Origin of the sequence: Nostocoides sp., assembly GCF_037045025.1 — a bacterium.
In the GTDB taxonomy this organism is placed as follows: Bacteria; Actinomycetota; Actinomycetes; order Actinomycetales; family Dermatophilaceae; genus Nostocoides_A.
Window position 1 is genome coordinate 415,513 of the sequence record NZ_JBAOHM010000011.1, and the last position, 19,375, is coordinate 434,887.

General features: G+C 68.2%; 17 protein-coding genes. 11 read left to right on the forward strand and 6 right to left on the reverse strand.

What is annotated here, in order from left to right; all coding sequences use genetic code 11:
- Nucleotides 1-5 precede the first annotated feature (5 nt).
- Nucleotides 6-2,195, reverse strand: coding sequence for an MMPL family transporter (locus tag V9G19_RS13120; RefSeq protein WP_462285853.1), 2,190 nt, complete (start codon nucleotides 2,193-2,195; stop codon nucleotides 6-8).
- A gap of 141 nt (nucleotides 2,196-2,336) precedes the next feature.
- On the opposite strand from V9G19_RS13120, the gene V9G19_RS13125 reads away from it, so the two are divergent.
- The 7 genes from V9G19_RS13125 to V9G19_RS13155 all read left to right on the forward strand — a co-directional run bounded on the left by V9G19_RS13125 (nucleotide 2,337) and on the right by V9G19_RS13155 (nucleotide 9,334).
- Nucleotides 2,337-3,578, forward strand: coding sequence for a sensor histidine kinase (locus V9G19_RS13125; protein WP_462285854.1), 1,242 nt, complete (start codon nucleotides 2,337-2,339; stop codon nucleotides 3,576-3,578).
- Nucleotides 3,530-4,171 (forward strand): LuxR C-terminal-related transcriptional regulator, encoded by a 642-nt coding sequence (locus V9G19_RS13130; protein WP_462285855.1) that lies wholly within the window; start codon nucleotides 3,530-3,532, stop codon nucleotides 4,169-4,171. The genes V9G19_RS13125 and V9G19_RS13130 overlap by 49 nt, the downstream gene beginning before the upstream one ends.
- A 197-nt stretch (nucleotides 4,172-4,368) precedes the next feature.
- The gene (locus V9G19_RS13135; protein ID WP_462285856.1) at nucleotides 4,369-5,697 is read left to right on the forward strand and encodes an FGGY-family carbohydrate kinase; all 1,329 of its coding nucleotides are present in this window, start codon (nucleotides 4,369-4,371) and stop codon (nucleotides 5,695-5,697) included.
- Nucleotides 5,698-5,723: 26 nt separating this feature from the next.
- Nucleotides 5,724-6,569 (forward strand): class II fructose-bisphosphate aldolase, encoded by an 846-nt coding sequence (locus V9G19_RS13140; protein ID WP_462285857.1) that lies wholly within the window; start codon nucleotides 5,724-5,726, stop codon nucleotides 6,567-6,569.
- Complete coding sequence (locus V9G19_RS13145) at nucleotides 6,566-7,531, forward strand: 1-phosphofructokinase family hexose kinase (protein ID WP_462285858.1); 966 nt, start codon at nucleotides 6,566-6,568, stop codon at nucleotides 7,529-7,531. Before V9G19_RS13140 ends, V9G19_RS13145 begins: the two co-directional genes overlap by 4 nt.
- On the forward strand, nucleotides 7,524-8,543 hold the full coding sequence (locus tag V9G19_RS13150; protein ID WP_462285859.1) for a zinc-dependent alcohol dehydrogenase: 1,020 nt from the start codon (nucleotides 7,524-7,526) through the stop codon (nucleotides 8,541-8,543). The genes V9G19_RS13145 and V9G19_RS13150 overlap by 8 nt, the downstream gene beginning before the upstream one ends.
- Nucleotides 8,540-9,334 carry a DeoR/GlpR family DNA-binding transcription regulator gene (locus V9G19_RS13155; RefSeq protein ID WP_462285860.1) on the forward strand — a complete coding sequence of 265 codons (795 nt, stop codon included), beginning with the start codon at nucleotides 8,540-8,542 and terminating at the stop codon, nucleotides 9,332-9,334. Before V9G19_RS13150 ends, V9G19_RS13155 begins: the two co-directional genes overlap by 4 nt.
- Here V9G19_RS13155 and V9G19_RS13160 read toward each other — a convergent pair.
- Together V9G19_RS13160 and V9G19_RS13165 are read right to left on the reverse strand one after the other, a co-directional pair.
- Nucleotides 9,327-10,586, reverse strand: a complete 1,260-nt coding sequence (locus V9G19_RS13160; RefSeq protein ID WP_462285861.1) for an MFS transporter — start codon at nucleotides 10,584-10,586, stop codon at nucleotides 9,327-9,329. The genes V9G19_RS13155 and V9G19_RS13160 overlap by 8 nt on opposite strands.
- A 28-nt stretch (nucleotides 10,587-10,614) precedes the next feature.
- Entirely contained in the window at nucleotides 10,615-11,196 is a 582-nt protein-coding gene (locus V9G19_RS13165; protein WP_462285862.1) for a winged helix-turn-helix domain-containing protein, read from the reverse strand.
- 238 nt (nucleotides 11,197-11,434) lie between these two features.
- Between V9G19_RS13165 and rplM the strand changes: the two genes are divergently transcribed.
- Nucleotides 11,435-11,878: a 50S ribosomal protein L13 gene (gene rplM / locus V9G19_RS13170; protein WP_462286241.1), complete on the forward strand. Its 444-nt coding sequence runs from the start codon at nucleotides 11,435-11,437 to the stop codon at nucleotides 11,876-11,878.
- A gap of 29 nt (nucleotides 11,879-11,907) precedes the next feature.
- A complete protein-coding gene (gene rpsI / locus V9G19_RS13175; protein ID WP_462285863.1) occupies nucleotides 11,908-12,411 on the forward strand; it encodes a 30S ribosomal protein S9 in 504 nt (167 codons plus the stop codon).
- Nucleotides 12,412-12,483: 72 nt separating this feature from the next.
- On the opposite strand, the gene V9G19_RS13180 is transcribed toward rpsI, so the two are convergent.
- Nucleotides 12,484-13,839: a hypothetical protein gene (locus V9G19_RS13180; RefSeq protein WP_462285864.1), complete on the reverse strand. Its 1,356-nt coding sequence runs from the start codon at nucleotides 13,837-13,839 to the stop codon at nucleotides 12,484-12,486.
- A 281-nt stretch (nucleotides 13,840-14,120) separates the two neighbouring features.
- On the opposite strand from V9G19_RS13180, the gene glmM reads away from it, so the two are divergent.
- The gene (glmM, locus tag V9G19_RS13185; RefSeq protein WP_462285865.1) at nucleotides 14,121-15,473 is read left to right on the forward strand and encodes a phosphoglucosamine mutase; all 1,353 of its coding nucleotides are present in this window, start codon (nucleotides 14,121-14,123) and stop codon (nucleotides 15,471-15,473) included.
- A gap of 17 nt (nucleotides 15,474-15,490) precedes the next feature.
- On the opposite strand, the gene V9G19_RS13190 is transcribed toward glmM, so the two are convergent.
- Nucleotides 15,491-16,144: a carbonic anhydrase gene (locus V9G19_RS13190; protein WP_462285866.1), complete on the reverse strand. Its 654-nt coding sequence runs from the start codon at nucleotides 16,142-16,144 to the stop codon at nucleotides 15,491-15,493.
- Nucleotides 16,145-16,401: 257 nt separating this feature from the next.
- Between V9G19_RS13190 and V9G19_RS13195 the strand changes: the two genes are divergently transcribed.
- Nucleotides 16,402-17,652 (forward strand): IS110 family RNA-guided transposase, encoded by a 1,251-nt coding sequence (locus V9G19_RS13195; RefSeq protein ID WP_462285341.1) that lies wholly within the window; start codon nucleotides 16,402-16,404, stop codon nucleotides 17,650-17,652.
- An 11-nt stretch (nucleotides 17,653-17,663) separates the two neighbouring features.
- Here V9G19_RS13195 and V9G19_RS13200 read toward each other — a convergent pair whose 3' ends face one another.
- Nucleotides 17,664-19,349: a fumarate hydratase gene (locus tag V9G19_RS13200; RefSeq protein ID WP_462285867.1), complete on the reverse strand. Its 1,686-nt coding sequence runs from the start codon at nucleotides 19,347-19,349 to the stop codon at nucleotides 17,664-17,666.
- Between the last annotated feature and the right edge of the window lie 26 nt (nucleotides 19,350-19,375).

Sequence of the window (19,375 nt, forward strand, 5' to 3'; positions counted from 1 at the left end):
TGCCGTCACCGGCCCGCGTGGACCAAGTCTCCGGGCGAGCGTTCGGGCGCGGACACGGGCGCCGGGCCGTGGGTCCGGCCGCGCCGCCGCAGGCCTGGCCACCAGGCGCGCTCACCCATCAGCACCAGCGCGGCTGGCAGCATGACCAGGCGAATCACGGTGGCGTCCAATAGGATTGCCGCCGCCAGGCCGACGCCCATCATCTTCATCTCCAGCATCGAGAGCGTGGCAAAGATGGCGAAGACGGACACCATGACCGCCGCCGCGCTCGTGATGACCCCGGCCGTGTCGGCGATGCCGCGGCGCACCGCCTCGCGCGCCGGCATCCCGGCGGCGGCGTGCTCGCGGATCCGGCTGAGCACGAACACGTGATAGTCCATCGACAACCCGACGAGCACCGTCATGACAAAGAGCGGGATCCAATCGATGATGAAGCCGGGGCTGTGGAAGGCGAGCACCGACTCGAAGTTGCCGTCCTGGAAGACCAGCCGGAGCACGCCGAAGGCCACCCCGACCGACAGCAGGTTCATTGCGGTCGAGGCGAGAGCCAACGGCACACTGCGGAAGGCGGTCAGCATCATCAGCAGGGTCAGCAACAGCACGCCGCCGATGACGATCGGCATCCGGCCGTTCTGCCGGTCGGCGAAGTCGATGCTCTCTGCGGGGCCGCCGCCGACGGCATACGTGACATCGAGCCGATCCAAGGCTGCGGGGACGAGGGACGTACGCAGCTGCCCGATCGCCTTATCCACCCGGGGATCGCGCTCCTCGAAGGGGATGGTGAGCCGGAGGCTGGTGACCGTGCCATCGGCGGAGACGGTGATCGGGTCGATACCCGGATCGATGAAGGACGAGCCACGCTGAGCGGTCGCGGCGAGGTCGCGCAGGGCCTGACCGACGACACCGGCCTGCGCGGAGGTCGCGCGGACGACGACGACTGCCCCGGTGCCCTGCGACGGGAACTTCTCGACCATCGCGTTGAGGGTGGCGACCTCGGGAATGTCCTGCGGGAGAGTCTGCAGGTTCGCACTGTGCAGGCGCATTCCCACAGCCGGGACCGCCAGCCCAAGGGTGATCGCGAGCGCGGCGACCAGCGCGGCGAGCGGATGGCGGACCACAGGCGTTAGCAACCGGGTGCTGATGCCGCCCTGACCGATGCGACGGTTTAGCCGCCACAACAACGGAATCCGCGGACGGTCCACCCACCGGCCGAGCGTGACGAGCAGTGCCGGAAGCACGGTGATGGAGCCGATGACGGCCACGGCCACCACAATGATCGACCCGGTGGCGAGTGAGGTGAACGTGGCCTGCCCGATGAGATACAGCCCGGCCATGGACGCGATGACGGCGCCGCCGGAGACCAGGATGGCGTGGCCGGAGGTTTGGGCGGCGGTGGACACCGCGTCCAAAGTGGTTGCGCCCTTGGCTCGTTCCTCGCGTTCCCGCTTGAGATAGAACAGCGAGTAGTCGACCCCGACCGCCATACCGATAAGCACGATCATCGAGTTGACCGTCGGCTCGGCGTGGATGAGATGCGAGATCGGCGCCGCCAGACCCATCGTGGCGGCGACGGACGTGCCCGCCAACAGCACGGGGACACCTGCGGCGATCAGAGCGCCGAAGGCCAGGAGCATGAGGATCCACGTCGCCGGCAGGCTGACGTATTCCGCGCTCTTGAGATCCTCGGCCACGCGCGCGTTGATCCCGTCATCGATCGTCAGATCACCGGCCTGGCGAATCTGCAGGCCGGGGTGCAACCGCTGGACAGCGGTGGTCACTGCGGTCAATGGAGCCGCATCGTCCGCTCCGGGTTCGAGGGCGACATTGACGAGCGCGGCGGAGGAGTCGGCGTTCCACGCCACCGGATCGACCGCGGCGACCCCCGGGGCGCGGGCGAGTTGCTCGGTCAATTGCTCGGCCGCGCGGTCGGCGGCGTCGCGGTCCAGCGCGCCGGAGGCCGCGGTGATCAGGACGCTCTCCGTGGCCGGGGCGGCGATTCCCGCCTCGTCGAGCATGGCGGCGGCCCGGCCGGACTCGCCGAGTCGATAGTCGGCGTCGGTCGTCGGACTCGGCGGGATGGCGATGGCCAACCCGACCGCGAGCGCGACGAAGGCGAACCAGCCGGCGATGGCCCGCCAGGGATGGGTGGCGCTCCAGCGCGCCGCGACGGTGGGCAAGGCGGTCAGGCGAGGCATATCCCCTCCTGGGGAAGTCATTCGGTATGGACGTAGCCAGCGTCGTCCGGTGTGCCCCGGTTGTCGGGAGCGCAGCCACCACCGCACCCGGTGGTGCTAGGACTACTGCGGCCGGGGCGCCGCGTCCGTCAGGATGGAGCCATGTCCCGTTCTCGCGCCGCGCGGTTCCTGGCCACCGGCTATGCCGTCGGCCATCTGCTGCTCGGCGTGTTGCTGGCCGTGCTCGTCACCATCGGGATTGCGGGTTTCGCGTTGACCATCGTCGGCATCGGGCCGGTGCTGCTGCGACCGTGGGTGAGCGCCGTCTCGGCCCAGGCCCAGCTGTATGCCCGGATGGGCGCCAGCTTCTTGGGCCGCCCGGTGCCGGTTGACGTGCCGGCGGTCAGCGGCAAGAACCCGTGGTCGCAACTGTCCGAATGGGCTGGGCAGCGACGCTTTTGGCAGCTCATCCTGTGGATTCTGTTTGCTGCCACCGTGGGAATCGTCCTGTCCGCCCTCGCGGCGGCGCTGCCGTTCGGCGTCATCGCCCTGACCGTTCTGGCGATCGTCTTTGCCGCGTCGGGACTCTCGAGCCATGTCCTGCTCGTGACCGTGCTCGCGTCTTGCGCAATCGTCGCCGCACTGGTCTGGTGGTTTCTCGGCAATGTCTTCCTGGAGTGGCGCTGTGGCATTGAGGCGGCCATTCTGGAGCCCGATGCCAACGCCCTGCTCGAGCAGCGCGTCGCCGATCTGACCGCCTCTCGCGCCGACACCGTCGACGCCTCGGCCGCCGAACTGCGCAGAATCGAGCGAGACCTGCACGACGGGGCCCAGGCGCGACTCGTCGCTCTCGGAATGAACCTCGGCATGGCGGCCGACTTGCTCGAACAGAACCCGCAGCTGGCCCGCCAACTGCTCCAGGAGGCGCGCGAGTCGACCGGCGCGGCGCTGGGCGATTTGCGCTCGGTCGTCCGCGGCATACATCCTCCTGTCCTCGCCGATCGCGGCCTGGTCGGCGCGGTCCAGGCGCTCGCTTTGGACATGGCCATTCCCGTCACCGTTGACGCGGCGCTGCCCGCGCGGCCGCCGGCACCGATCGAATCGGCCGTCTATTTCGCGGTCGCCGAGTGCCTGGCCAATGTCGCCAAGCACGCCCGCGCCGAGAACGCCTGGATCGTGATCGCTGCGTCGGGGAGCACGCTACGTGCGGTTGTGGGCGACGATGGTCGCGGCGGTGCGGATCTGCACGCCGGCACCGGACTTCGCGGAATCGCTCGCCGTCTGGGTACCTTCGACGGCACCATGGATCTGTCGAGCCCGATCGGCGGGCCGACCGTCGTGACCCTGGAGGTGCCATGCGTCTGGTCATCGCCGAGGACAACGCCCTCCTCCGTGACGGGCTAAGCAGGCTGCTCACGGCATACGGCTGTGAGGTGGTCGCCGCGCTCGAGGGAACCGACGGGCTCGATCGGGCGCTGCTGCGTCCGGACGTCGACGCCGCCGTGCTCGATGTGCGCCTGCCGCCCAACTTCACCGACGAGGGACTGCGCGCGGCGATCGCGGCGCGGAGCGCTCGCCCTGGCTTCCCGGTCATGGTGTTGAGCCAGTATGTCGAGCACCTCTATGCCCGTGAACTGCTCGCCTCGGGCGAGGGTGCGGTCGGATATCTCCTGAAGGACCGGGTTGCCGACGCCCGGGAGTTCGTCGACAGCGTCCGGCGAGTGGCGGGAGGGGGGACGGTTCTCGACCCGGAAGTCGTCGCCGCGCTGATGAAACGCCGGGGCGCGGATCCGATGGACCGTCTGACCACTCGGGAGCGAGAGGTGCTGGCGTTGATGGCCCAGGGCCGCTCGAATGCGGCGATCGGCGCCGAACTGTTCGTGACGGAGAAGGCGGTTGCCAAACACATCAACGGCATCTTCACCAAGCTGGACCTGCCCGTCGACGGCGACGACAACCGCCGCGTCCTCGCCGTGCTCGCCTATCTGAACCTCTAGCCGCCGCTCACCGCCGCTCACCGCCGCTCACTTCGCCGAGGTCTGGTGTTCTTGCTGAGGTCGGACTACCGGTAGTACGACCTCAGCGAAAAACGCAGACCTCAGCGCACTTAGGGCGCCGGGGGGTTGACGCGGCGCTTGGGATCTGCTAATTTTTCCAATGAAACCCAACATAATCCAATTTGACCGGAGGGGTTATGGGGCGGTCCCTGCTTGCCGGCATCGACGCGGGCACGACCTCGATCAAGGCCTTGCTGCTCACCCCCGACGGCACCGAGGTTGCCCTCGGGCGCGCGCCGACGCGCTGGGAGGCAACGCAGTTCGGCGCCGAGACAAGCGCCGAGCACGTGCGTGATGCCGCTCTGGCGGCTCTGGCCGATGCCCTGCGGCAGTGCCCGGAGGATCGCATCGCCGCCGTCGGTGTGGCGAGCATGGCCGAGTCAGGTGTCCTGACCGACGACTCGGACACTCCGCTCGGGCCGGTGATCGCCTGGCACGACCACCGGGACGAGGCCGAGCTCGCCGACCTCATTGCCACCATCGGGGGCGACCGCTTCTGCGCGACCACCGGGCTGCCGCTATGGACCCTGTGGAGCCTGACGAAATATCGCTGGCTGACAACACATCTTCCGCAAGTCCGGGAGACGACTCGGCGCTATCACGTTGCCGAATGGATCGTGCGATCCCTGGGCGGCGAGCGGGCCAGCGAGCTGTCCCTCGCGTCGCGCACCGGATGGCTGGACCTGCATCGGGCCACCGCATGGCCGGAGAGCCTCGAGTGGTCCGGTGCCCCGCGCTTCGTCCTGGCCGACCTGGTCAGCGCCGGAACCCCTCTTGGCCGGGCCGCAACCACCGGCGACCTCGCCGCGCTCAACGGTGCCGTTCTGACCGTCGCTGGCCACGACCACCAGGTCGCCGCGGTGGCGCTGGGCTGCCACCGTCCCGGCGCCGAGTTCGACTCCTGCGGAACCGCCGAGGCCCTGTGCCGCACTGCGCAACCGGGTCTGGCGCAGGACGTCGTTCTCCAACTGACCCGCCGCGGGGTCACAGTGGGGTGGCACGCCGCCCCCAATCGGTGGTGCCTCCTCGGCGCGACCCAAGGAGGCCTCCTGCTCGGCAAGGTCATGTCGGCGCTCGGCGTCGAGCCAGGCGTCCTCGCCCAGCTGGACCGCGCCGCCGCCACGGCCCCCGATCGCCCGGGCGCGGTGACCCTCGGCCCGACCGCCAGCGACATCACGATCGATGCGCAGGCCACTCCGGGTGAGGTGTGGCGTGCCGCCACCCGGGCGGTCACCCGGCAGGCCACCGAGCTCGCGGCGGCTTTGAGCGCTGCGTCCGGCCCGCGGAGTTCGTTGTCGGTAGCGGGCGGCTGGACTCACAGTGCCGCGCTGATGACAGCCAAATCCGCTGGAGCAGAACATCTCCGGCTCGCCGACACGCCCGAGGCAGGATGCCGGGGAGCCGCCATCTTCGCCGGCCTCGCCGCCGGTGCTTATGCCTCGCTCGACGAGGCCCCCACGGTCTGACCTATCCCGTAACAAGGAGCCCACCCATGCCACTCGTCACCACCGCAGCCCTCATCGAGGACGCTCGCGCCAACGGTCGGGGCATCGCCGCGTTCAATGTCATCACCCTGGAGCACGCCGAAGCGATCGTGCAGGGCGCGCAGCACTCGGGGCTGCCCGTCATCTTGCAGATCAGCGAGAACGCCGTGGAATTCCACCACGGGTTGCTGGCGCCAATCGCCGCCGCGACCCTCGCCATCGCCCAGTCGGCAGACGTGGCAGTGGCCGTGCACCTCGACCATGTCGAGGACGAAAACCTGCTGCGGCAGACGGCCGACGCCGGGCTCAGCTCGGTCATGTTCGACGCCTCCCACCTCGACTACGCCGACAATGTCGCGGCCACACGGGCGGCCGCGCAATGGGCGCATGCCGCCGGGCTCTATCTCGAGGCCGAGCTGGGCAAGGTCGGCGGCAAGGACGGGGCGCACGCGCCCGGTGTGCGGACCGACCCGGACGAGGCCCGCGCCTACGTGGAGGCCACGGGGGTGGACGCGCTCGCCGTCGCGGTTGGCAGCTCACACGCCATGACCGAGCGGTCCGCCGCGCTCGACCTCGACCTCATCGCGCGGCTGCGCGCGGCGCTGCCGGTCCCGCTCGTGCTGCACGGATCGTCGGGGGTCCCCGACGACACGCTGGCCGCGGCCGTCCGGGCCGGCATGGTCAAAATCAACATCGGCACCATCCTCAATGTCGCCTTCACCGGTGCCGTCCGCTGCGCGCTGGCTGGCGACGCGAGCCTCGTCGACCCGCGCAAATACCTCCGGCCGGCCCGCGACGAGATCGCGCAGGTCGTCGCCCGGATGGCCCATGTGGTGGGGGGTCCGGACGCGTGATCGTCACCGTCACCCTCAACCCCAGCCTGGATCTCACCTACACGCTGAGCGAGTTCCGGCTGGGTCAGGTCGACGTGCACCGCGCCGAAACCACGACGCTGGAGGCGAGCGGCAAGGGCGTCAACGTCTCCCGCACACTAGCGCTCGCCGGCGTGGCGACGACCGCCGTGCTCCCCATCGGCGGTCGGACCGGCGACCATCTGCGCGATCTGCTCGTCGCCGACGGCCTCGCCTGCGCCACGGTGGACGTTCCCGGCGAGACGCGGATCAACACCTCGCTGCTGCTCTCGTCGGGCGTCACCGTCAAGGTCAACGGGCCGGGGGCCCCCTTGTCCCGCGAGGCGATCGACGCCGTGCTGGCTGCGGCCGGTCAAGCCCTGGACGCCGCCGGCGATACCCCCGAACGGTGGCTGGCCGTGTGCGGGTCGTTCCCGCCCGGTGTGGCACCGGACGTGGTGACCGAGTTCGTGGACCTGGCCCATCGGCATACGGCACAGGTTGTGGTGGACATCTCGGGGCCAGCACTCAACGCCGCGTGGATCGCTGGGGCCGATCTGCTCGCGCCCAACAGCCTCGAACTCGGCGAACTCATCGGCAAGGACCTCGGTGACGCCGACGCGGCGCAGGTCGCTGCCGCGGCCGCCGAGCTGGCGCGCACGTCCGGGACCGAGTTCCTGGTGAGTATGGGCAGCAGGGGCGCCGTCTTTGCATCGCATACGACCGTGCTCCACGGGCTCGGCCCGGCGTTGACGCCGGTCAACACGGCCGGCGCAGGAGATGCCTTCCTGTCCGGCTGGCTTGCCGCCCAAGGGACTTTGCCCGACCGTATGCGCCGCGCCCTCGCGTTTGGGCGCTCCGCGTGCCTCTCGCCGCACACCGTCGATCCCCACCCCGGCACGCATGGGGTCGACGGGCTGACTGTCCACGAGATCATCCCCCAGAAAGCCGAGTCCCATGCCTGATATCCGCCGCGTCGTCGTCACCGGTCTGGACACCATCGAGGTGCGCAGCGAAGCACCCGCGGCGCTCGGGCCCGGGATGGTCCGGGTCCGCACGGTGACGATCGGCGTATGCGGCTCGGACACCCACGCGGTGCACGGCACACACCCGCTCATCCCCTTCCCCTATTTCCCGGGGCACGAGGTGACCGGCGTCGTCACCGAGCTGGGTGCAGGGGTTTCGACCGTCGGGCTGGGGGAGCGGGTCACGGTTGAGCCCACCTTGCCGTGCTGGAACTGCAAGCAATGCCGGCAGGGTCAGGAAAACCTGTGCGAGAACTTGGAGTTCTTCGGCTGCGGCTACGAGCAAGGCGGTATGGCGGATGAGTTCGTCGTCCGGGCCGACCGGCTGCATCACATCCCCGACGCGCTCGATGATCTGCAGGCCGCGCTCATCGAACCGCTGTCCACGCCCGTGCATGCCGGCCGCATCTGCGGGCCGTTGCGGGACAAGGCGATTGCCATCCTCGGCTGCGGAACCATCGGCCTGCTCATGCTCGCCGTCGCCCGCTATGAGGGCGCCCGAGCCGTTGTCATGACCGACCCGCTGGCGGCCAAACGCGCGATGGCGATGGCCCGTGGGGCCGACGCCACGGTGGACTCGACCGACCCCGAAGTCGTGCGCCTCGTCCGGGACGCCCTGGGCGAGAGCGCCGACGTCGTCTTCGACTGTGTGGCGATCGGTCCCACGATCGCCGCTGCCGTCGCGATGGCGACTAAGGGTGGGACCGTGGCGATCGTCGGCGTCCCCGCGAAGGATGTTGTCATTCCTGTTATCACAGTGCAGGACAAGCAAATCCGGATACAGGGGTGTGCGACTTACGTGCCGCAGGACTATGCGCGCGCCATCGAGATGCTGTGCGCTGGTGCGGTCACGGCGGACCTGATCACCGCCGAGTTCCCGTTGGCCCAGAGTGGGGAGGCCTTTGCTGCCTCGGCCGGCGGTGAAGAAGTCAAGGTGCTGATCCGTCCATGAGCGGCGCCCGGGGCGGCGCTGGTGAGGCTCACCTGGCGGCCTCCCGGCACAGGGCGATCCTGCGAATGCTCGACACGCATGGCCAGGTGAGTGCGGCCGGCCTGAGCGACGAACTCGGGGTCACACACGAGACCGTCCGCAAGGATCTCGTTGCCCTGCAGGAGCAGGGACTGCTTAAGCGGGTCCACGGCGGCGCGGTCCGGATTGGATCGGTTGCCGACGAGCAACTGCTAGTCGCCCGGACGCAGCAGGCCGAGGAGAAGGCCCGGATCGGGGTGGCGGCCCTACAGTTTGTTCCTGAATCGGGTGCCATCTTGCTCGATTCCGGGTCGACGGTTGCGGCCTTGGCCGCGTGTCTGCCGGTTAATCCCCGTCTGATTGCCGTCACCAACTCGCTACCGATCGCGCTCGCGCTGCTTCCCAAGGTCGGCTCCGTCACCACACTCGGAGGGCGGCTGCGGGCCGAGACCCACGCGACGGTCGATGATTGGACGCTGCAACACCTGGAGGCGATCCGGACCGACGTCGTCTTCCTGGGAACCAATGCCCTCTCACCGACGCATGGTCTCGCGACGCCCGACCAGGCGGAGTCCGCGGTCAAGGCCGCGCTGGTGCGGGCCGCCCGCCTGCGCGTCTTGTTGGCCGATCACACCAAGGTCGGCGTGGAATCCGTCTATCGGTATGCCGATGTGCAGGACATCGACGTGCTGGTCTCGGATGCGGGGCTCCCGGCCGCGGTGGCCGCCGAACTCGAGCGCGACTGCGGTGTCGAGGTGGTCCGCGCTAGATGACTGTCTGGGAGTGCGTGGCCACCTCGGCGCGGCGAGCGGGCAGGTAGCACCCGACGCCGACGATGCTGACCAGGCCCACCACGAGCATCGCCGTTGCGATCGAGGTCCGGTCGCCGAGGAGACCGGCGAGCGGGGCAACCGTGCCGTAGGCGAGGAAGGCCATCATCGAGTTCATTGACAGCACGGTCGCTCGATTGCGGGAACTCGCCTCGCGATGGAGCAGGGCCGAATGCGGGGGGCCGTTGAACCCATGCGCGGAGTAGGTGAACAGGTAGGCGACGATCAGGGCCACCGGGCCCATCGTCATGGCCATGACGACCACGCCGATGCCATTGAGCAACCGGCCGAGCATCGCCGTGCGGGCAATGTCGATCCGGCGGGAGGTCACTCCGGCCAGCCAGGTCCCGAGCGAGAAGATCGCCCAGCCGACGGCCGCGACCGGACCCATCGTGGCCGCCGCCTTCTGCTGGGTCCCGAGGAACTCTTCCAGGCGCAGCGGCAGGAGCGACTCGAAGGCGATCATCCCGATCGACCAGCACACTTCGGCCAACACGATGCCCAGCAGAACCTTGTTGCGGCCCAGGAGTTTCAAACCGTCGGCGATGACGTGCGGTGCCTTCCGGACCGAGCCGGCAACCATTGCCCGGCGGCGCTGACCAGAGGGGTGTCGAGGCGTCTCCTTCAGCAGCACGGCCACGGCGAGCAGGTGAGCGAGGTTGAGGGCGGCGAAACACCAGACGGCAAGATCGATCGCCGGCGCCGAGCGGACCGGGTGCCACCAGATGAGGGCGCCGCCGATGACCGAGCCGAGGGCGATGGCCAGGCCGAGGAAGGTGCCTTGCCGGGAGAGCTCTTGGTCGACATCCTTGCCCGGCGTGGTCGCATGCACTTCGTCGACGAACCACGCTTCGAGCGGCCCCGAGTCCAACGCCCGGAAGATGCCCATTAGGGCCGCCGCCCCGACGAACGCCCAGAAGGTGTAGGCGAAGACGTAGGCAAGGGCCGCAAGGACATTCACGACGGCCGCCGCGAGATAGACCGCCCGCCGGCCGAAGGCATCGGCGAAACCACTCGTCGGGAGTTCCAGGGCGAAGGTGACGATCCCGGATACGGCGGCATAGGTCAGGGCCTGGGCCACGGTCAGGCCGCGTCCCGTGGCGAGCAGGACGAGGATCCCGACGACCAGCCCAACGGGGAACCATCGCGTCACGGTCAGGATGTAGAAGACGCGCCGCGCGTGCGCCGGACTCATGGTTGGAGGTGTGGTCTCTCCATGGGGCTCACGCACGGGGTGCCTTGTCCAGGTCGACGGGATAGAAGACCAGATAGGTCGCGATGCGTTTGGCCTCCGGATTTCCTTGCCCCACGCGGCGATAGCGCTTGACCACCTCATCGATCTCGGCGTGCATCGCGCGTAACTGGCTGGCCGTGACCAACACCGTGTCGTCGTTCATCCCGGCACTGTCGCGCCATGGAGCCGGCCAGTTGTGGCGCACATCGAGCCAGCGCCCAAACTTCTCGGTGAAGTGCTTCAACCAGTCGCGTTCGAGCCAGCCGAGCGCGGTTGCCGCGTCCTCGTCGTCGTCGAAGTCGCTCCTCTCGAATTGCGTCATCTCGCTCGCCGCCGCCCACACTCGCGACTTCGCATCGCCCTCGCCGGTGTCGACGACCAAACCCACCTCCGCCAGCTTGCGCAGATGGTATGAGGTGGCTCCCGAATTCGTGTCGAGGTGCTTCGCCAGGGCGGTAGCTGTCGACGGGCCGTTCAGACGCAGCGCTCCGACGAGGCGGGAGCGAAGCGGGTGGGCGAGGACCCTGACGGAGGCCGAGTCGAGGCGGATGTAGGACGCGGAGTCGGTCATAGTTCGCACAATACTTCTGCATAGCTTCTTTGCACAAGTCTTATGCAAAGAAGTTGTGTGACCTGGTTCGCGCAGGTCAGCGGTACAGCGGGAAGCCATCAGGCGGATTTGGGCGGGGGGTCCGCCGCCCGTAGAATTGCTGGCTGTTGTGCCGTGCGCCCCTGGTGGGCGGCCTCACCCGCCCGGCGGGAGCACGCGGCATACCGACCCGAATCCGATCGCAAGCAAAGGCAAGATGTTGCGCACCTACACCCCCAAGGCGAGCGAGATCACTCGCCAGTGGCATGTCATCGACGCCACCGACGTTGTGCTCGGCCGGCTCGCCAGCCAGACCGCCGCGCTGCTGCGTGGCAAGCACAAGCCGACCTTCGCCGCCCACGTGGACACCGGCGACTTCGTCATCATCGTCAACGCCGACAAGGTCGCTTTGACCGGCGCCAAGTTGGAACAGAAAAGGGCCTTCCGTCACTCCGGCTACCCGGGTGGGCTGAAGTCGGAGAGCTATGCCGAGTTGCTTGAGCGCGACCCGGCCAAGGCCGTCGAGAAGGCGGTGCGCGGCATGCTCCCCAAGAACACCCTCGGCCGCCAGCAGCTGAGCAAGCTCAAGGTCTACGCTGGCGCGGAGCACCCGCACTCGGCCCAGAAGCCGGCCCCGTACACGATCTCCCAGGTCGCTCAGTAGCGGCAGACGAATACAGAGAAGGAACAGCCGTGACTGACACGACGTACGACACCTACACCGACGAGGACGTCGAACTCACCGAGTACACCTCCGAGTCCGAGGGGCCGGTGGCCGGTGCCGAGCCGGCCCCCAAGCCGACGGCGTCCGCTCCGGGCTCTGGGACCGGGCGGCGCAAGCAGGCGATTGCCCGGGTCCGCATCGTCCCCGGCACCGGCGAATGGACGATCAATGGCCGCAGCCTGGAGAACTACTTCCCTAACAAGGTTCACCAGCAGATCGTCAACGAGCCGCTGTCCGTGCTGGAACTCGATGGCGCCTATGACGTGCTCGTGCGCGTCCACGGCGGGGGGCCGTCCGGTCAGGCCGGCGCGGTCCGTCTTGGTGTCGCCCGGTCGCTGAACGGGGTCGACGCCGACCTGAACCGCCCGGCGCTGAAGAAGGCCGGCTTCCTCACCCGGGACGCCCGCGTCCCCGAGCGCAAGAAGGCCGGTTTGAAGAAGGCCCGCAAGGCGCCGCAGTACAGCAAGCGCTGATCGGCTGCCGCAGCCAGCACAACAGCCGGGGGGCGATGGCCCCCCGGCTGCTTCTTGTCCCCTGCGGGTTCGTCAGTTGGTGATCTTGACCAGGCTCACCGCGGGGCCGACCGGAATCGTGAACGAGGTCGCGGCACCGGTTGGGATACCCGCGGCGGGAGTCTGCGCCAGATCCTTGTAGAGCTTGATCCGGCGCGGGGAGGTGAAGGTGAGCTTGGTCGAGACGCTGCCCTTTGGTGTGGGCACGTGCGTGGATGCGTTGAACACCGACACCTTGCGCCAGATGGCCAGCCAGTATTCTCCGGGCGCCTTCTGTAGCAGGACGGTCTCCAACCCGAGCCGGCTGCAGTCCGGGCAGCCGTAGGACAACGCGGTCGGGGTGAACGACGCCGACCCGCCCCGCAGCAGCGACGTCAGATTGTGGGTCGCGACGGCGTGCGGCCGCGCCTGGCCGTTGCTGCGGAAGAAACCGAAGTATTGCTGGTATTGCGGTTCGGCGCTCGGTTCGTCGAACAGTTCGTACATGTAGGTGCGTTGGATCCCGATCCGGAAGGCATCGAGGTAGGCACGAGGCATGTACGTGGCGGCGCTCTGTTCGTCGATCCGGCCGGAGAACTTGCCATTGGGATCGGTGTTGTAGCCGGTCTCGGTGATGATGACCGGCTTGTCCTTGGAGATGTAGTAGGCCTCGAACTTCAGCCGCTGGTCCATGGAGACCGCACGCTCCACGGTGGGCGGCTTGACGTTGAACTGGCTGGGTGTGTGATACGGCGTGGAGTCGCGGAACTTCGACTCGGGCGTCTTGCCCACATAGTAAGAGTGGATATTGCCGGAGTCGAAGTACCGGTTCATCGGCTGGCCGTTGCCGTCGGTGGTCATCAGGTGCGCGGTTTTGGGCATGTTGTAGCCGAGCAGCGAGGGGCCGATCAGCTTGGCCCCGGGTGCGAGCCGAGAGCGCATCTCGTACATCGCGATCATCGCCGTCTTCAGCGCCGTGGGCCAGTCCTGAACCTTCGGATACCGGTTGTCGTACTCGGTGAAGGTTTCCAGGGCGTCGGTGTGCTGGGTCAACTGGTTGTTGACCAGGTAGTCGATGGTCTTGGCGACGGCGCCGCGCAGGTCGGCCTCGGTCGGTTTGGACTTCATCGGCCGCGCGACCACCATCGTCAGCTTGACGCCCCGTTGTCCCAGCGCGCGCGTGGCGGCGATGCCCTTCTTGATGCCGGGATCGACGCCCTCACTGTTGGTCATGTTGTTGCTGCGGACATAGCTGACGCCCAGGTATTGGACCTTCTCGACGATCTCTGCGGCGTTCGGATAGTCCCGATCGCTCAGGTGCGCGACGATCCCCATCGAGCCGATGAACTCGCTGGTGCGCCGCGGCATCACGCCGGCGGCAGCGGACGACTCGGATGATGCTGCGGCCATTCCATCACCCGTCGCGCCGAACCAGGCTGGCACGGCGACGGCGGTCAGCACCGCCGTGGCGCGGCGCGCGCGGCGCGTGTGAGATATCGATGTCGGCATAGGATTTCCCCTCGGTACGCTTGGCCCCCCGCAGCGATCATAACCAGACTCCGCGGGCTGTGTCTGCCGTTGACCTCGGTTTATGGGACACCCCGAGGGTGCCTGCCGCGGCAGAGGTCGGGCTTAGCATGCCCTAGTGCCGCTCAGCAGGAAGCGGTCTTTGACGGAAGGCGCAGGACTTTATGGCACGACTTTTCGGCACCGACGGCGTGCGCGGGCTCGCCAACGAGGACATCACGGCCGAGTTGGCCCTGAGCCTGTCAGTCGCCGCGGCGCACGTGCTTGGGAGCGCCGCTCGCGACGTGGGCCGCAAGCCAAAGGCCGTGGTCGGCCGCGATCCCCGCGCCTCGGGTGAGTTCCTATCGGCGGCCGTGATCGCGGGGCTCGCGTCGGCGGGGGTCGACGTGACCGACGCTGGGGTGTTGCCCACTCCCGCGATCGCTTTCCTGACGGCCGACATGGACGCTCATTTCGGTGTGATGCTGTCCGCATCCCACAACGCCATGCCGGACAACGGGATCAAGTTTTTTGCCGCCGGGGGACACAAGCTGCCGGACGCCGTCGAGGACCGGATCGCCGCTCGGGCCGGTGCGGACTGGACTCGCCCCGTCGGGGCTCAGGTCGGGCGCGTGCACACCAGCCGGGCCGGTCAGGCTCGGTATGTTGCGCACTTGCTCGCCGCGCTGCCGAATCGTCTGGACGGCGTGCGGATCGTGATCGACGGTGCCCACGGCGCGGCCAGCGCCGTCTCTCCCGAGGTCTTCCGGCTCGCCGGAGCCGAGGTGTATGAGATCGGGTGTCAGCCGGACGGGCTGAACATCAACGACGGCTACGGATCGACGCACCTGGAGCACCTGCAGGATGCGGTGGTCACCCGGGCCGCCGCCTTCGGAATCGCCCACGACGGCGACGCCGACCGCTGCCTGGCGGTCGATCACAACGGTCAGGTGGTCGACGGGGACCAGATCATGGCGGTGCTGGCGCTGGCGTTGAAGGAGCGTGGCCGCCTGGCCGACACCACGCTGGTTGCGACCGTCATGTCCAACCTGGGGCTGCTCCAGGCAATGACCCGCGAGGGCGTGAGCGTCCTTAAGACCGGGGTCGGGGACCGCTACGTCCTGGAGCAGATGCGTGCCGGCGGATACACGCTCGGCGGCGAACAATCCGGCCATGTCATCCTGCTTGACCACGCGAGCACCGGTGATGGAGTGCTGACCGGGTTGATGCTTGCGGCGCGGGTGGCCGAGACCGGCCGCCCCCTCGCCGACCTTGCCGCCGTGATGACCCGCCTGCCGCAGGTGCTCGTCAACGTCAAGGGCGTCGATGTGACCCGCGTCGCCAGTGACCCCGATCTGCTTGCCGCCGTCGCCGCCGAGGAAGCCGGCCTGGCCGAAACCGGCCGGATTCTGCTACGCAAGTCCGGCACCGAGCCGCTGGTGCGGGTCATGGTCGAGGCGGGAAGCTCGGCGCAGGCCCAAGCTGTCGCCGATCGCCTTGCCGGCGTTGTGCGGGACCGATTGACGGTGCCCGTTTAGCCGCCCGCCGTAGGCGGTTAGGCAGCCGACGCCGTGCCGATGTCGCCGATGACGTGGATCACGTGCGCGACCCCCTCGGCAAGGTCGTATTCCGCACCCACGATCGCGACGCTGCCCTTCTCGACCGCCTCCGCAATGACCGGGGACCGTTCCGTCATTAATTCGCAGGTGGCCCGGACATGGGCGTGTTCGACCTGCTCGACGGTCGGGCGTGGCGTCTCGGCGCGTGCGGCGAGGTAGCTCGGGAAGACCCGTTCAACGATGTCGCGGATGTAGCCGCGCGGCATGGTTCCGTCCTGCACGGCGCGTATCGCTGCCGCCACCGCCCCGCAGGTGTCGTGACCGAGAACGACGATGAGGTGAGCCTGGAGGACCTGCACGCCGAATTCGAGGGATCCGAGCACGCTGGGGTCGATGACGTGCCCGGCGGTCCGCACCACGAACAGATCGCCGAGGCCCTGGTCGAAGATGATCTCCGCGGCCACCCGTGAGTCCGCGCACCCGAAGAACACGGCAAACGGTGCCTGCTTGGCGGCCAACAGACTGCGGCTGTGAACGTCCTGGTTCGGATGGACGTGATCGCCCGCCATGAAGCGAGCGTTGCCGGCTTCGAGGATTCTCCAGGCCTCGGCCGGGGTGCGCGGGCGGGCAGCGTCGGGCGCGGCGCTCACTGGTCTACCTTCCTTGTGTCAGTGATCGCCTGATCGCTGATGCACCCGTGGTGCCACCAGGCCATCGCCCTGCTCGCTCGACGCGTTGGATGTCCAGCATGAGATCTGCGGGGTCTGGTGGTTACCCGGGACGTACGGACCGTCGACAGGGCTGAGCGCCTCCGAGCGCCGATCAGTGAGCGAACCGGCAGCTGCGTCCCGGAACCATCGGCACATGCGGGTGCCTCCCCACTGGGATTAGCAGCGAGGAGGCTGACGTGAAGTCTGCCAGTAACACCCTGCCCGATACACCCCCGAACGCGGTGACCGCGGGCATTGATTGGGCCCGCGATGACCATGCCGTGTGCATCGTCGATGACCGCGGCCGTCAACGGGCCCGCACCATGGTCGACCACACCGCCTCCGGCCTGAGTGCGTTGGTGCGGTTCCTGGGCCGCCACGGCGTCGGTGAGGTCGCCATCGAACGCCCGGACGGGCCGGTCATCGACGCCCTGCTGGCGGCCAAGCTGACCGTTGTGGTGATCAGCCCGAACCAGGTCAAGAACCTGCGCGGTCGTTACGGCTCGGCTGGAAACAAGGACGACCGGTTCGACGCCTTCGTGCTCGCCGACACTCTGCGCACCGACCGGCCCCGGCTGCGGGCTTTGGTCCCCGACACCGAGGAGACGGTCGCGTTGCGGCACGCGTGCCGCGCCCGCAAGGACCTGGTCAATCACCGGGTTGCGGTCACCAACCAGCTGCGCGCCCACTTGCGCAACGTCTTTCCTGGCGCGGTTGGCCTCTTCGCGGCCTTGGACTCGGCCATCAGCCTCGCGTTCATCTCCCGGTTCACCAGCCAAGCCCAGGCCGACTGGCTGACCCCCACCCGGCTGGCCGCCTGGCTGGCCAAACACGGCTACTCCGGCAAGAAGGACCCCGCCGTCCTGCACGCCCACCTGACCGGCGCGCCCCGCGGCCTGACCGGGCCGACCGCCAAGACCCAAGCCGGGATCACCCGCGCCTACCTCGCCGTCGCCGCCACCCTGGCCGAGCAGATCACCACCCTCACCACCCAAATCGAGGCACAACTGGCGGCGCACACCGATGCCCACATCTTCACCAGCCTGCCGCGCTCCGGAACCGTCCGCGCCGCCCGGCTGCTCGCCGAGATCGGCGACTGCCGCGGCAAATTCCCCACCCCCGAATCCCTGGCCTGCCTCGCCGGCGTCGCCCCCTCCACCCGCCAATCCGGCAAGGCCCGCGCGGTCACCTTCCGCTGGGCCTGCGACAAACAACTGCGCGACGCCGTCACCGACTTCGCCGGCGACTCCCGACACGACAACCCCTGGGCCGCACAGCTCTACAAACGCGCTATCGACCGCGGACACGACCACCCCCACGCCGTCCGCATCCTGGCCCGAGCCTGGCTCTTCGTCATCTGGCACTGCTGGCAAAACAACACCGCCTACGACCCCGACCGACACCAAGCGCTCCAACGACTCCTCACCCAACAAAACAGGGCGGCTTGACACAGGGCTTCTCATGTCAGCCCGGGGCGTTTGGGGATGGTCATCGTCACGGGCTTGACGACCTCGGCGAAGAAGTCGTTGCCCTTGTCGTCCACGACGATGAAGGCCGGGAAGTCCTCGACCTCGATCTTCCAGACCGCTTCCATCCCGAGTTCGGGGTATTCCAGCACCTCGACCGATTTGATGCAGTCCTGGGCGAGCCGGGCGGCGGGGCCGCCGATGGAGCCGAGGTAGAAGCCGCCGTGGGCGGCGCAGGCGTCGGTCACCTGTTTGCTCCGGTTGCCCTTGGCCAGCATGACCATCGAACCGCCGGCGGCCTGGAACTGGTCGACGTAGGAGTCCATCCGCCCGGCGGTGGTCGGGCCGAAGGAGCCGGACGGCATACCCTCTGGGGTCTTGGCCGGGCCGGCGTAGTAGACCGGATGATCCCGCAAGTAGGTCGGCATCTCCTCGCCGGAGTCGAGGCGCTCCTTGATCTTGGCGTGCGCGATGTCGCGGGCGACCACGAGGGTCCCGGTCAGGGACAGGCGGGTCTTGACCGGGTGTTTGGTCAACTCGGCGAGGATCTCGGGCATCGGGCGGCTCAAGTCGATCCGCACGACAGCGTCGGAATCGTTGCCGCCGGCGAGCGATTCGTGCGTTTCCTCGGGCAGGAAACGGGCGGGATTGGTCTCGAGCTGCTCGATAAAGACGCCCTCGGGGGTGATCTTGGCCAGCGCCTGGCGGTCGGCAGAGCACGAGACGGCAACCGCGATCGGCAGCGAGGCGCCATGCCGGGGCAGGCGGATGACGCGAACATCGTGACAGAAGTACTTGCCACCGAACTGGGCCCCGATCCCGAAGTCGCGGGTCAGCTGGTGGACCTGCGCCTCCAGGTCGGGGTCGCGGAAACCGTGGGCGGTCATCGCGCCCGCGGTGGGAAGGTGGTCGAGATACTTGGCGCTGGCATACTTCGCCGTCTTGAGCGCGAACTCCGCGGAGGTCCCGCCGATGACGATCGCCAGGTGATAGGGCGGGCACGCCGCGGTGCCGAGACCCCGCAGCTTCTCATCGAGGAAACTCATCAGCCGATCGGGGCTAAGGACCGCCTTGGTCTCTTGGAAAAGGAAGGACTTGTTGGCCGACCCACCGCCCTTGGCCATGAACAGGAACTTGTACGTGTTCTCGTGTCCGGGGGCGGTATCGGCATACAACTCGATCTGCGCGGGCAGATTGGAACCGGTGTTTTTCTCCTCCCACATCGTCAGCGGCGCCATCTGGCTGTAGCGCAGGTTGAGGCGGGTGTAGGCGTCGTAGACGCCGAGCGAGATCGCCCGCTCGTCCGGTCCGTCGGTCAACACCCGCTGCCCGCGTTTGCCCATGACGATGGCGGTGCCCGTGTCCTGGCACATCGGCAGCACCCCGCCCGCGGCGATGTTGGCGTTCTTGAGCAGGTCGAGGGCCACGAACTTGTCGTTGTTGGACGCCTCGGGGTCATCGAGGATGTTGCGCAGCTGCTGCAAGTGAGCCGGCCGCAGATAGTGCGCAATGTCGTGCATCGCGGTCTCGGTCAGCAACCGCAAGGCCTCGTCGGACACGCGGAGGAAGTCCTGACCCCCGGGGCCGCGAAGAACATCGACCCCCTCGCTGGACACCAGGCGATACGGAGTCTCGTCCTCGCCGATCGGCAGCAGATCCTCGTATGCGAAGTCCGACATCCTTCTCCTCGTTCGTGCGTCGGCGT